Annotated in this window: 11 protein-coding genes; 6 read left to right on the plus strand and 5 right to left on the minus strand. The window is 38.5% G+C overall.

Translation table 11 applies throughout. The annotated features are described in order from the left end of the window. Positions 1-487 precede the first annotated feature (487 nt). Complete coding sequence (gene alr / locus VEHSUH06_RS02865) at positions 488-1,600, minus strand: alanine racemase (RefSeq protein ID WP_105081560.1); 1,113 nt, start codon at positions 1,598-1,600, stop codon at positions 488-490. Between the two features lie 297 nt (positions 1,601-1,897). Between alr and VEHSUH06_RS02870 the strand changes: the two genes are divergently transcribed. Further along, positions 1,898-2,848 carry a 2-hydroxyacid dehydrogenase gene (locus VEHSUH06_RS02870; RefSeq protein ID WP_105097697.1) on the plus strand — a complete coding sequence of 317 codons (951 nt, stop codon included), beginning with the start codon at positions 1,898-1,900 and terminating at the stop codon, positions 2,846-2,848. Positions 2,849-2,862: 14 nt separating this feature from the next. Here VEHSUH06_RS02870 and VEHSUH06_RS02875 read toward each other — a convergent pair whose 3' ends face one another. After that, positions 2,863-3,426: a TetR/AcrR family transcriptional regulator gene (locus VEHSUH06_RS02875; protein ID WP_009352112.1), complete on the minus strand. Its 564-nt coding sequence runs from the start codon at positions 3,424-3,426 to the stop codon at positions 2,863-2,865. A gap of 200 nt (positions 3,427-3,626) precedes the next feature. On the opposite strand from VEHSUH06_RS02875, the gene VEHSUH06_RS02880 reads away from it, so the two are divergent. Then, a complete protein-coding gene (locus VEHSUH06_RS02880) occupies positions 3,627-5,522 on the plus strand; it encodes a cation-translocating P-type ATPase (RefSeq protein ID WP_105081562.1) in 1,896 nt (631 codons plus the stop codon). A gap of 119 nt (positions 5,523-5,641) precedes the next feature. Here the strand turns inward: VEHSUH06_RS02880 and pflA are convergent, their stop codons facing one another. The 3 genes from pflA to pflB all read right to left on the minus strand — a co-directional run bounded on the left by pflA (position 5,642) and on the right by pflB (position 8,863). Continuing rightward, complete coding sequence (gene pflA / locus VEHSUH06_RS02885; protein ID WP_105097698.1) at positions 5,642-6,418, minus strand: pyruvate formate-lyase-activating protein; 777 nt, start codon at positions 6,416-6,418, stop codon at positions 5,642-5,644. A 12-nt stretch (positions 6,419-6,430) separates the two neighbouring features. Further along, positions 6,431-6,670: an autonomous glycyl radical cofactor GrcA3 gene (gene grcA3, locus VEHSUH06_RS02890; protein WP_005387698.1), complete on the minus strand. Its 240-nt coding sequence runs from the start codon at positions 6,668-6,670 to the stop codon at positions 6,431-6,433. Positions 6,671-6,745: 75 nt separating this feature from the next. Continuing rightward, complete coding sequence (gene pflB / locus VEHSUH06_RS02895; protein ID WP_105097699.1) at positions 6,746-8,863, minus strand: formate C-acetyltransferase; 2,118 nt, start codon at positions 8,861-8,863, stop codon at positions 6,746-6,748. Positions 8,864-9,345: 482 nt separating this feature from the next. Here pflB and VEHSUH06_RS02900 point away from each other — a divergent pair, with 482 nt between their 5' ends. The 4 genes from VEHSUH06_RS02900 to VEHSUH06_RS02915 all read left to right on the plus strand — a co-directional run bounded on the left by VEHSUH06_RS02900 (position 9,346) and on the right by VEHSUH06_RS02915 (position 13,036). Next, complete coding sequence (locus VEHSUH06_RS02900; protein ID WP_105097700.1) at positions 9,346-10,212, plus strand: DMT family transporter; 867 nt, start codon at positions 9,346-9,348, stop codon at positions 10,210-10,212. A gap of 252 nt (positions 10,213-10,464) precedes the next feature. After that, positions 10,465-11,487 (plus strand): methionine ABC transporter ATP-binding protein, encoded by a 1,023-nt coding sequence (locus tag VEHSUH06_RS02905; protein ID WP_105097701.1) that lies wholly within the window; start codon positions 10,465-10,467, stop codon positions 11,485-11,487. Continuing rightward, positions 11,487-12,158 (plus strand): methionine ABC transporter permease, encoded by a 672-nt coding sequence (locus VEHSUH06_RS02910; protein WP_005381510.1) that lies wholly within the window; start codon positions 11,487-11,489, stop codon positions 12,156-12,158. The genes VEHSUH06_RS02905 and VEHSUH06_RS02910 overlap by 1 nt, the downstream gene beginning before the upstream one ends. Before the next feature lie 53 nt (positions 12,159-12,211). Continuing rightward, positions 12,212-13,036 carry a MetQ/NlpA family ABC transporter substrate-binding protein gene (locus VEHSUH06_RS02915; RefSeq protein ID WP_105097702.1) on the plus strand — a complete coding sequence of 275 codons (825 nt, stop codon included), beginning with the start codon at positions 12,212-12,214 and terminating at the stop codon, positions 13,034-13,036. Positions 13,037-13,222 lie beyond the last annotated feature (186 nt).

Below are 13,222 nucleotides of genomic sequence, written 5' to 3' on the forward strand. Positions count from 1 at the left end.
TACCACTGTAAAGCAAACCCTTTTAACACGAACACTAAACACCCAAAACTATACACACAAAACATAAATACGCTTACACACACATACACAATACACACACAATACACACAATAAACAATTACACACACGCAGCCCTCTGGATTGGATAGACAAACATTGACTCTCTCCTATGCCGTCTGTCGTTCAGAGGGCCCCTTATGAATTGTGGTTCCCTCCCAATCATAAGATTATATACTTGGTATATAATACTCTCTCTCACAATAAGAACGTAACTGCTTTACAGTACGCTAGGTATAGGGGAGCAGAAAAGCCCGTAATACATGTAGACCGCTGCATGTGTTACGGGCTTTTTTCGATATAACTTAATATAACTACATATGATGTAAGTTTCACAAGTGTTGAAAAAGCAAAAAGCGCAGATATTATAATGTATATCTGCGCTTTTGCTTATATGGAGTCTTTAAATTTAGTATTTATACTCAGTATTTTATATATATTGGCGAGGTACGCGCTCAGAGAAGCCACAAAAGATTTCATAAGGAATCGTAGACGCAAGGGCGGCAATCTCAAGTGCCGAGATGCTTTCATGGCCTTGAGAACCTAAGAGAACAACCTTGTCACCAGGTTTTACCGTAATCGTATCTGGAACGGCTACCATGAATTGGTCCATACAGATGCGGCCTACTACAGGGCAGCGTGTACCATGGATCAACACGGTGCCTCGATTGGATAAGCTACGAGGATATCCGTCAGCATAGCCTACAGGAATTGTAGCAATTGTCATAGGCTCAGGCGTAACATACGTAGAACCATAGCCAATGCCTTCGCCTGCCGGAACGTGTTGGACGTGAACGACTTCGCTATGGAAGGATAGAACAGGTTTTAGGCCTAAGCGATTTGGCACATCTAAAGACGGCATAATACCGTATTGAATGATGCCAGGGCGAGCGTCGGTGAACAAGCTATCTTTTACAGATAATAAACCAGCACTATTGGCGAGGGAGAAGCGGTAATCTGCATCAGGGCGGAATGCCTTTATTTCATCTACCATGCGATGAAATTTCATAGCTTGGCTATGAGCGTGCGTCTGATCTGCAGCATCCGCATTACTCATATGAGAGAAGAAACCGTCTACTTCAAGATTTTCGTAGGACTCAACACGTTTGATAAACTCTACAGCATCCTCAGGTTTGATACCAATACGATGCATGCCCGTATCGACTGCTACGGCAACGCGGATAATCATATCGTGATTGTCAGCCACTTTATCGAGGGCGTCTAAATCGGTAGACTCGCAGACGGCAGGGATGGAATTCGTATCTGCTACGAGCTCAAAGGACTGAGGTCTAGTAAGGCCTAATAGATAAATTGGCACCATAATACCTGCGTTGCGAAGAGGTACGGACTCTTCAGGGATGGCAACCGCTAAGGATTCGTAACCTTCCTCTACGGCAATACGGCCCATCATAACACTGCCGTGGCCATAGCCATTGGCCTTGATAACAGCAGTAGATGTGCTCCATTCCGGTAAACTATCTTTAATTTTGCGCAAGTTCTCACGAACGAGACTTGTATTTATGGTCAAATAGGTGGGTCTCATGGTATTCCTCAATTCTATATAACATTACTTTTATTTTATAACTTTTGGGGAATTACACAATACTTTTGTGAAAGTTTTATACAGAAATTCTGTTTTTTATGATTTTTATACATATATTATATACAATAAACGTGAAAGTATACTAATTAATATAGTTCTCTGTGATATTAATGGTATAAATTCATATCAATAATAGTATAATTTATGTAGAAGTGTTTTCCTTAATAGGTGTATGTAACCCTAAATTTAGACATTACGTATACTCTATAAAATTAAATAACTATGTAGGAGGTTCTTATGAGCGAACGTGTAGTAGTGGTAAATGCAAGTAAAATGAATTATGACCATGCATTAGATTTTTCTGTATTATCTAGTGATGTACAGGTTTATGATGATAGTACAAATGCAGAGCTTATTGAACGTATTCAAGGGGCTCGCGTTGTAGTTACAAAAGAATTACCCGTAGGGGCTGATTTGCTTTCACAATTCCCAGATACAGTAAAGCTCATCGTAGAAGCGGGGACAGGTTATAATAATATTAATCTCGACGCTGCTAAGGAAAGAGGCATCACTGTGTGTAATATTCCCGCATATAGTACAGAGCGCGTAGCACATACGGTAATCATGATGATCCTCAATTTTGCATCTACCATGCAGAAACAAATTGGCATGCTTGCTAAAGGTGATCGCAGTAATTTCACACAACATTTACAAGTGAGCCACACAGAAGTGAATGGTAAAACATTAGGTGTTGTCGGTGCTGGTCACATTGGTATGGAAGTGATCAAAGTAGCAAAAGCACTCGGTATGAATATCTTAGTTCATACGCGCACACCAAAGGCTGATGGTGACGGTATCCGTTATGTAAGTCTTGATGAATTACTAGAAAATAGTGATTATATTACATTGCATTGCCCATTGAATGACCAAACTAAGCACATCATTAATAAAGAAGCCATCGGCAAAATGAAACCTAGTGCAGTCATCGTAAATACTGGCCGTGGACCTCTCATTAATGAAGCAGATCTTTGTGAAGCATTATTGTCTAAACGCATTGCCGGTGCAGGTCTTGATGTACAAGAGGTAGAACCTCCAGCAGAGGATAGCCCACTCTATACATTGGATAATGTTATTATCACACCTCATATGGGCTGGAAAGGCCTTGAAACACGTCAACGCTTGGTAGGCATCATTCGTGACAATGTACAGGCCTTTTTTAAGGGCGAACCAATTAATGTTGTATCTTGATAGAATTTAAATAATTATATAATAGGTTCTATAACGGCATGGAAGTAATGGTCTAATTTTGTAGGCGATTCTTTCATGCCGTTTTTTACCCACCATAACACCATTTCGACAAAACTACCTGAAATATGATTGATGATAAAGTCATCCGGTAGATTTGTATTTGCTTTACGGTCTTGATTGATGAAATATCCTTGCACCAACTCATTTAGATGATCTCTAAAATAGCGCAAAAAGATTTCGTTATTATCACTAGCTAGTAGTTCGAGGATTTTATTTTCATTTTGCTGTAAATGTTGTAATAAATGACCAAATACTGAGACTGGGTAAATACTTTGTTGATAAAGCCCATGAGCATGAGGTAAATGATTAATACTATCTTTTATATGTAAAAATAAGTCTTCGCAGAGGGCTTCTAGCAATGCCTCTTTTGTGTCGAAATGAGCATAAAATGTGGTGCGGCCAATATCTGCGGCACTAATGACTTCTTGAACGGTGATTTTGTCATACGCCTTTTTAGATAATAATTCGTTAAAAGCTATAAATATGGCTTTGCGAGTTCTTTTCTGTCTACGATCCATATTAACTCCTGTCATACATTTAGTACAAAACATCATATATGTTCAGTAATGAACATATATGATGTTTTATATATTGTATTAAAACCATAGGTTGATACAATTAAAGTGAACAAAGTGTTCGCTATCGTAATTATTGTACTGTAAGTGTAGTCATAATTCAATTCATATTGATAGTGAAAGTTTTATAAGGGGATTGCTGTATGGTACATCGTATACATGATATATTATCTGGTTTATATATGACGATTTTAGCGGGGCTATTTTTACTGCTTGATGGGATTCCGCATTTGATAGAAGAGTTTGGTGGACAGAGTCCGTTTCAAAATATATTCCCTTTTGAGCCTTCTTGGGTTACCGTTATTATTTGTGGTTTTCCTCTTGTGTATTTATCTATTCGAAGAATTGTATATAATAAGGGAATTAGTAAAATCTCATCGGCTCTATTGATTTCCATGGCTATGTTTGCAGCCATAGCCATCGGAGATATATTTGCGGCCGGTGAGGTAGCGTTTATTATGGCTTTAGGCGCTCTCCTTGAAGAATCAACTACCGAGCGAGCAAAAAAGGGGTTAAAAAAGTTAATTTCATTAGCACCTGTTAAGGGTCGTAAAATACAAGATAACAAAGAAATAATGATTTCCGTAGAGTCTATACAAAGTGGTGATTACTTGCGAATCCTTCCAGGCGAAACAATACCTGTAGATGGGCGAATCATTAACGGTGAAACAACGGTAGATCAATCCATTATGACAGGAGAGTCTATACCTGTTGATAAAACAATTGATGATGATGTATTTGGTGGAACTATTAACTGTTTTGGTGCCATAGATATTATAGCTACTAAAGTGGGCGAAGATAGTTCTATTCAAAAAATGATTCAGCTTATTCGAAATGCAGAACAGAAACAGGCTCCGATTCAGCGCATAGCTGATACTGTTGCTAGTCGATTGGTGCCTATTGCATTGATGATTGCATGTATAGGCTACCTAGTAACTGGAAATATCATCGTCGGTGTTACTGTATTGGTAGTATTTTGTCCTTGTGCATTGGTGCTTGCCACACCTACTGCGGTTATGGCCGCTATTGGTCAAGCTACTAAACATGGCGTTATTATTAAATCTGGTGAAATTCTTGAAACTATGGGTAAAGTGGATACCATGGCATTTGATAAAACCGGCACATTAACACATGGTCAGTTATCGGTTCAATCTATTTTGGTCGTTGATACAGATTATAGTGAGGTCGATATTCTTCAATTAGCAGCATCTGCAGAGGCTAAGAGCGAGCATCCTATTGGCAAGGCTATCGTTTCTCATGCCATACATCAAGATTTACAAATACTTGCTACTACTTCGTTTACAATGTCCGTAGGAAGGGGCATTATTGCCGTAATAAACGGTGTTACATTATATTGTGGTCATGAACGTTTTCTTGAGGAAAATAATATTATTGTTGATGAAAGGGTTCAACAAAACGTTAATACATATCGAAGTGAAGGAAAGGTATCCATCATTATTGCAGATAAAGATCATATTATAGGTATTATTGCTTTATCTGATACAATGCGACGAGATACGGCAGATATGTTGTCTGCAGTCTCTAGCCTAGCTATGAAAACAGTACTTCTTACGGGGGATAGTAAAGAAACGGCTACATATATTGGCAAAAAAGCAGGTATTTCTGAAATACATGCGGAGCTTTTACCTGGCGAAAAAATGAGAATTATTGAAGAGTTGCAAGGAAAACACCACAAGGTTTGTATGGTTGGTGATGGAATTAATGATGCACCAGCTATGAAGACTGCTGATGTGAGTATTGCAATGGGGAGTATCGGTAGTGATATTGCCATAGAAACAGCTGATATTGCGTTGATGAGTGAAGATCTTAGCAAAATTCCTTATATTAAGCGACTATCAGATGCTACGATTAGAACTATTAAATTTAGTATTGCTTTATCAATGGCCATTAACTGTATCGCTATTATTCTCTCATTACTTGAGGTTTTGACACCTACTACTGGTGCGTTAGTTCATAATGTGGGGTCCTGTTTGGTTGTCCTCATTGCAGCCCGTTTGTATGATAGAAAGTTTATTTAAACACAATAAGAGCCGTCCCCGGTTGTGTGGGGGCGGCTCTATTGATTAGGGCTATCATAGATCAAGTCTTGGTATATATATGTATATATATCAAGGGAGGTAGTTATCCTCAAACTTGATTATGATTGATGTTGTGTTTTGATGGGACTCCACCAATGGCGTCGATAGGCCTTGATGCCTTCCACCACGGTTCTTGTCGCTTTGGCCGCTAAATCTTTTGTTGCGGCCGGTATGCCCTCTAGGCGATAGGTAATTCCTAACTCCTTATATTTAGCAGTACCCATAACGTGATATGGTAAGCAATCAACGGCTTGTAAGTTTTTCAGGGATCCTAGGAAAAAGCCTAGACGATAGTGATGATCTGCATTATCTGTAATCGTAGGAACTACAACATGACGAACCCAAATGGGAACTTCTACGTCTGCTGTCAATCGTGCAAAGCCGAGGATAGGCTCTAACGATTTGCCAGTTAACCACAGATGTTTATCAGGATCAATTTCTTTAAGGTCTAGGATGACGAGACTAGTGACACTGAGTAGCTTACGGTAGGCCACCTCTTGGTGGGGATCAAAACAAATTCCACTTGTATCTAAACAGGTATGGACGTTTCTTTCACGGAAATATGTGAAAAGCTCCGTAACAAAGTCAATTTGCATAAGAGCTTCCCCACCTGTGACGGTGATACCACCATTAGTATAAAATTGGCGGTTACGTTCGTACTGGTCCCACAACTCCTCAACAGTCATGAACTTAGCATCATCGCTAATTTCATTCCATGTGTCGGGATTGTGGCAATAAGCACAACGCATGGGGCATCCTTGGAGAAAAACCACCATGCGCATGCCTGGACCATCAACCGTACCCATTGTTTCGACCGAATGAATACGTCCTGTCATAGGAAACCTCGATTAGATTTGTTGATGGAATGTACGGGAAATAACTTCGTCCTGTTGTGCTTTAGTCAATTTGCTGAAGTGCACTGCGTAACCAGACACACGAACAGTCAATTGAGGGTACAACTCAGGATGCTTTTGAGCGTCTAACAATGTTTCGCGAGTGAACACGTTAACGTTCAAATGATGACCGCCTTTTTGGGAGTAGCCATCCAATAACTCTACCAAGTTATCAATTTGTTGTTGGTTGCTCATGGGTATTACCTCCTTTCAACCAAGACTAACACTCGTATCGGTGCCGGTGAAAGCAGTCCGATACTATGGAAGACGTTATTTATCTTCCTTTATAGTAACATTCGGTTCGCTACATGCGAAGTTTGTATTGGAGTTAGGCAATTGAGATGGATCTAACTCGATATCAAAATCGCTGAGGGACACAAATGTTTCACCAGATTTACCTAATGCGTCAGGAATGATAGAGAAGGTATTGGAAATACCATCGGAGCTATCACGCCATGGCATTTTTGCTACGGATGCCAACGAAGAAATAGCACCGTGAGTATCACGACCATGCATTGGGTTAGCACCAGGAGCGAAAGCTTCGCCAGCTTTACGACCATCTGGTGTGGAACCTGTTGCAGTACCATATACTACGTTGGAAGTAATTGTTAACAAGCTCATAGTAGGAACGGATTGACGATATGTAGGATGTTTACGAATTTTATTCATAAATGTGGAAACAACTTTTGCTGCCAAGCTATCTACACGATCGTCATCGTTACCATATTTAGGGAAGTCACCTTCGATTTCGAAATCAACAGCGATGCCGTTTTCGTCGCGAATAGGTTTTACCTTAGCGTATTTAATAGCAGACAAGGAGTCAGCTACTACGGATAAACCAGCAATACCAGTTGCAAACCAACGAGTTACCTTGCGGTCATGCAATGCCATTTCTAGTTTTTCATAAGCGTATTTGTCGTGCATGTAGTGAATGATATTCAATGCATTTACATATACGCCTGCCAACCATTCCATCATGTCGTCGAATTTTTCCCATACTTCGTCGAATTCTAAGTATTCGGAAGTGATAGGGCGGTATTTAGGGCCAATTTGTTTTTTCAATTTTTCATCGACGCCGCCATTGATTGCATAAAGCAAGCATTTAGCCAAGTTGGAACGAGCGCCGAAGAATTGCATCTCTTTACCAATACGCATAGGGGATACGCAACATGCGATGGCGTAGTCATCACCAGAGTTAGGACGCATTAAGTCGTCGTTTTCGTATTGGATGGAAGATGTTTCAATAGATAGTTTCGCACAGAAGCGGCGGAAGCCGATTGGCATGCGAGGGGACCACAATACAGTGAGGTTTGGTTCTGGAGCAGGACCAAGGTTAGTCAATGTATGTAGATAACGGAAGGACATTTTGGAAACCAATGTACGGCCGTCAATACCCATACCACCGATAGATTCAGTTGTCCAAACAGGATCGCCTGTGAACAAGTTGTTGTATTCGTGAATACGTGCGAAGCGAACCATACGCAATTTCATGATGAAATGATCTACGAATTCCTGGATTTGCTCTTCTGTGTATGTGCCATTGCGAAGGTCGCGTTCTGCGTAGATGTCTAGGAATGTAGAGTTACGGCCGATGGACATAGCAGCACCATTTTGTTCTTTAATAGCGCCAAGATAGCCGAAGTAAATCCATTGCATAGCTTCTTTAACGTCTTTAGCTGGTTCAGAAATATCGTAACCGTAGGACGCAGCCATTTCTTTCAATTCTTTTAAGGAGCGGATTTGATCTTGAATTTCTTCGCGGTCGCGAATTACTTCTTCAAGCATATCGCCCATAGTGATGCTGAATTGTTCTTTTTTCTCTTCAATGAGATAATCTACACCATACAACGCGATACGGCGATAGTCACCGATGATACGGCCACGGCTATAAGCATCTGGTAAACCAGTTACGATATGCGCCGTACGAGCAGCACGCATTTCTGGTGTATATACATCAAATACGCCATCATTGTGAGTTTTACGATGTTTTTTGAAGAAGTCTTCTGTTCGGGGATCCATTTTGAAACCGTATTCTTCAATAGCGGATTTCGCAGTACGCAAGCCACCATAAGGGAACATAGCGCGTTTTAATGGTTTGTCAGTTTGCAAACCAACAATCGTTTCAAGGTCTTTGTCGATATATCCTGGCGCATGGGCAGTAATGTGTGTGGCCACGGAAGTATCGGCATCGATCATGCCGCCTTTTTCACGTTCTTCCTCATAAAGCTTCATTACTTGGTCCCATAATTTTGTCGTTCTTTCTGTAGGACCAGCAAGGAAGGAATCGTCCCCTTCATAGGGGATATAGTTTCTTTGAATAAAGTCGCGTACGTCAACGGCTTTATCCCACACACCTGTGTTAAAATCTTTCCATGCAGTATGTTGCATTTTGCACCTCCATAAAAGGATATAACTATAGATTTCTATGCCTATAGTGTACAATGTTTGTCATGATTTAACAAATTTTAAATGATATGAATTTTCAATACATGCTATGCAGTTTTCGTAAGTATAGTAGTTATTTATATTTGAATTCAGTAGTTTGTGTTCTTTATAAAGTCTGTAACTATAGGAACAGATTGTAATGTTTGAACGATATATACTTAGGTGTTGGGGAAATTCTATTATTATTAGATAATGAAAATTTATATCAATAAATAGAAAGAGTTCGATATAAGAGAACTAATTTTTTATAGTATTAGTAATGTATTATGGTAATATTAAAATATGTTATGTAATATAATATATACTGTGTTTTGATGGACTTAGTTTAGATAGGATGCGTTAGTTCTCAATCACTTGTGAATACGTGTATTTAGCGTAATGTAAATTTAAAGATCCTATAAAGATACTGTGAAAGGTGGATGCTAATGACAAATCGAATGAAAGCTATTTTGGGTGCATCTGCCACGATTGCCGTATGGGCTACAGCATTTCCGTTTGGTAAACTGGCATTACAGTCAGTAGATGCATTGACACTCTCTGTAGCAAGAGTGGTAGGTGGTGCTATACTCATGCTAATTATTGGTGTATTCAAAGGATTACACATCCCTACATCTTGGCGCGAGTGGGGCATATATATTTTATTAGGTGCTACAGGGAACTTCGTTTATCAAGTCGTTTTTAATGAAGGACTTCGCACAATCCCAGCGGCTACTTCAAGTATTATTATGGCTTTGACGCCCATGACGACCGCCCTTTTAGCGTTAGTGGTCTATAAAGATAGAATACGTCCTGTCGGATGGATCTTTACTATCACTGCATTTATAGGTGTAGCTATTATTATTCTTTGGAATTCTACTCTTACAATTCCTATGGGTGCATTGTGGACTTTATTAGGTATGATATTGTTTGCGATTTATAATATCCTCAATCGTGGCCTTAGCCTGAAAGGTTATAACTCCATTACTATAGCCATGTGGTCAATGTTTACAGGTGCTATTATGGCATTACCTTTTGCAGATCATGCTATTGAAATGATTGGAGCCGCACCAATTACTGCGAAGCTTGCTATGGTATACCTAGCATTCTTTTCCAGTGCCTTAGGATTTGTATTCTGGAGTTATGCTTTTGAACATGCTGAAAAGGTGTCTGATGTAACCAACTTTATGTATATTTCACCAATCGTGGCAGCTATAGTAGCGGCATTCTTATTGGGAGAATTTCCAAACATGGGGCTTTATATTGGGGCACCAATCATATTAGGATCATTGTTCTTATTTAATCGATATAGATAGGTTAATTTTCTTATTGGCTGAATCGTTTGTATTTGATGTAAAAGATATAAAATTAGATATATAGGAATGTAAATCCTTATAGTATAGAAGCTATATAAAAAAGAACCTCAACTTTTTAATTGGTGAGGTTCTTTTTTTGTTTGACAGTCCTTATAAATTGTAGTAATCTAATTATACAATTAAAACATACCTTAAAGATATGTTTTAGAAAAGTATTAATTCCTACTAATATGTAGGGAGAGAGGTGGTACAGTGATTGCTATACGAAATGTAACGAAAGAGTTTGACGTTAATAAGCAAAAGGTTACTGCATTATCTGATGTAAACTTTACCATAGAAAAAGGCGATATATTTGGCATTATTGGCTTTAGTGGAGCTGGTAAATCTACACTGCTTCGCATGATTAATGCCTTAGAGGTACCTACCTCTGGTCATGTTGAAATAGATGGTGTGAATATCAATGATTTAAGTTTTAATGAGCTTAGAAAGGTGCGTAAGCGCATCGGTATGGTGTTTCAACAGTTCAATTTATTGAATGCTAAATCTGTGTATGATAATGTTGCGATTCCATTGATTCTAAATAAGGTTCCTAAATCAGAAATTGATAGGAAGGTTAAAACCTTGTTAGACTTTGTTGATTTGGGCGATAAAGCAAATGCATATCCTGGAGAATTATCTGGTGGTCAAAAACAACGCGTTGGTATTGCTCGTGCGCTAGCTACAGATCCATCCATATTGCTTTGTGATGAAGCAACTAGCGCTTTAGATCCTGATACAACAGAATCTATATTACAATTACTAGAACGTGTTAATCGGGAACTAGGAGTAACAGTTATTATTGTAACTCATGAGATCGATGTAATTCAGAAAATATGTAATCGCGTTGTAGTTATGGAGCATGGAAAGCTCATAGAGAGGGGATCTGTACTTGAGGTGTTTAGTAAACCTAAACACGAAACAACAAAGCGATTTGTTAGGACTGTAATTCCTGATGAAATTCCATCAACCGTGAAACATACATTAGCTTGTGATAAAAGGCCATACACAATTCTTAAGATGCATTTCTTAGGAAATAATACGACAGATAATGTTCTATATCATATTAATAAAACCTATGATTTAGAAACAAGTGTATTATTTGCTACGGTAACAGAGTTAGAACATACTGTACTTGGTATATTCATTGTTCAATTTATTGGCGATGATCTTGAGGTGGGCAAGGTAAAAGAGTATCTTGTTGCTCAAGGTATTGAATGGCAGGAGGTGACACTATAATGGATTTCTTCATGCAAGAACTTGGTGTTCCAGGATCGCAGTTATTATTAGCTGCAGAACAGACATTATATATGGTGTTCCTATCTCTATTCATTGGTACTGTATTAGGTCTAATTATCGCAGTTACACTAGTAGTAACAAATCCTAATGGTATCGTTAAAAATAGTATTGTTTATACCATTACAAATACAATTGTTAATATTGTGCGTTCTGTACCATTTATCATTTTGATGGTGTTTATATTACCGTTAACTAAGATGATTGTAGGTACTCGTGTTGGTACAACAGCGGCTATTGTACCACTTGTTATATTCATTGCACCTTATCTTGCTCGACTCTTTGAAAACTCTATTTTAGAGGTTAATAAAGGCATTATCGAGGCAGCACAATCGATGGGAGCCTCTCATTTTGAAGTGATTTGGCATTTTCTTTTACCAGAAGCAAAGGGTTCTCTTATTCTATCTATTACAACAGGTACCATAGGTCTAATCGGTGCTACTGCTATGGCTGGTGCTATTGGTGCAGGTGGTGTAGGTGATTTAGCTCTTACCTATGGTTATGAACGGTTGAACTTCCCATTGATGTTATTTACCGTAGTTATTTTAATAATTTTTGTTCAAATTATTCAAACAATAGGTAACTACTTTGCACGACGTGCGCGTCGTTCCTAATTGATGAAATAAATTCTAGTTATCTTGATTATGAAAGTATAGGAGAATATACCATGAAATTAAAGAAACTTCTTGCCCTTGGTGCGGCATTAGTATTTAGCGTAGCTTTTATAGCAGGCTGCGGTTCAAACAATAGTGATAATGGTGCTAAAAAAGAATTAAGCTATAGTAAATCTCAAGGCCCTTACTCTGAATTGTTTGAAAAAGGTGTAAAACCAATTTTGGAAAAACAAGGCTATACCTTTAAAGGTGTAGATATGTCTGACTTGGTACAAGCAGACCAAGTATTGAGTGATGGTGAAGTAGATTTCAACGTTGAACAACATACAGCATACATGAAAAACTTCAACGAAAAACAAAAGGGTCATCTTGTAGCCTTAACTCCAATTCCAACAGTACCAGCAGGTATCTTTAGCGGTTCTAAAACATCTCTAGATCAAGTGGCAGATGGCGACACAATTGCAGTACCTAATGATGCATCCAACATGGCTCGTGCTTATGCGTTATTGCAAAAAATCGGTTGGATTAAACTTGATCCAAATAAAGATTTAGCGACAGTAACACAAGCAGATATTATTGAAAACCCTAAACATCTTAAATTTACAGAAATGAAATCCCTTACAATTCCTTCTGTACGTACTGATTTTGATTATATTGTTATTACTGGTGCTATCATTTATAATGCAAAAATCGATCCTAAATCTGCATTGGCAAATGAAGATGTACTACCACAATGGTTACTACAAGTCGTAGTTAACGAGAAAAATAAAGATGCACAATGGGCGAAAGACCTTGTAGCAGCTTACCACTCTCAAGAATTTAAAGACTATATGGAAAAAAATAACAACGGTCTATGGTTCGTACCTAAAGGTGAATAGAATATAATAATGTGATATATAGGCACGAACAGCTATATAGGAATAAATAAAAGAACCTCTAATAAGTTTTTACTTATTAGGGGTTCTATTTATATGAGATAACATGAGGATATTATTGGCTGATACAAGGGGGGGCTTTGGTAGATTGACTTATACTGTCATGCCCGCCGCATAGTTTTCATAGAG

The sequence above is a fragment of the Veillonella sp. S13053-19 genome, assembly GCF_002959835.1.
Classification (GTDB): Bacteria; Bacillota; Negativicutes; order Veillonellales; family Veillonellaceae; genus Veillonella; species Veillonella rogosae.

Excerpts from the sequence above, each read along its gene's own strand:
- alr (WP_105081560.1), bottom strand. The coding sequence starts at position 1,600 with ATGAGACCCACCTATTTGACCATAAATACAAGTCTCGTTCGTGAGAAC.
- VEHSUH06_RS02870 (WP_105097697.1), top strand. The coding sequence starts at position 1,898 with ATGAGCGAACGTGTAGTAGTGGTAAATGCAAGTAAAATGAATTATGAC.
- VEHSUH06_RS02875 (WP_009352112.1), bottom strand. The coding sequence starts at position 3,426 with ATGGATCGTAGACAGAAAAGAACTCGCAAAGCCATATTTATAGCTTTT.
- VEHSUH06_RS02880 (WP_105081562.1), top strand. The coding sequence starts at position 3,627 with ATGGTACATCGTATACATGATATATTATCTGGTTTATATATGACGATT.
- pflA (WP_105097698.1), bottom strand. The coding sequence starts at position 6,418 with ATGACAGGACGTATTCATTCGGTCGAAACAATGGGTACGGTTGATGGT.
- grcA3 (WP_005387698.1), bottom strand. The coding sequence starts at position 6,670 with ATGAGCAACCAACAACAAATTGATAACTTGGTAGAGTTATTGGATGGC.
- pflB (WP_105097699.1), bottom strand. The coding sequence starts at position 8,863 with ATGCAACATACTGCATGGAAAGATTTTAACACAGGTGTGTGGGATAAA.
- VEHSUH06_RS02900 (WP_105097700.1), top strand. The coding sequence starts at position 9,346 with ATGACAAATCGAATGAAAGCTATTTTGGGTGCATCTGCCACGATTGCC.
- VEHSUH06_RS02910 (WP_005381510.1), top strand. The coding sequence starts at position 11,487 with ATGGATTTCTTCATGCAAGAACTTGGTGTTCCAGGATCGCAGTTATTA.
- VEHSUH06_RS02915 (WP_105097702.1), top strand. The coding sequence starts at position 12,212 with ATGAAATTAAAGAAACTTCTTGCCCTTGGTGCGGCATTAGTATTTAGC.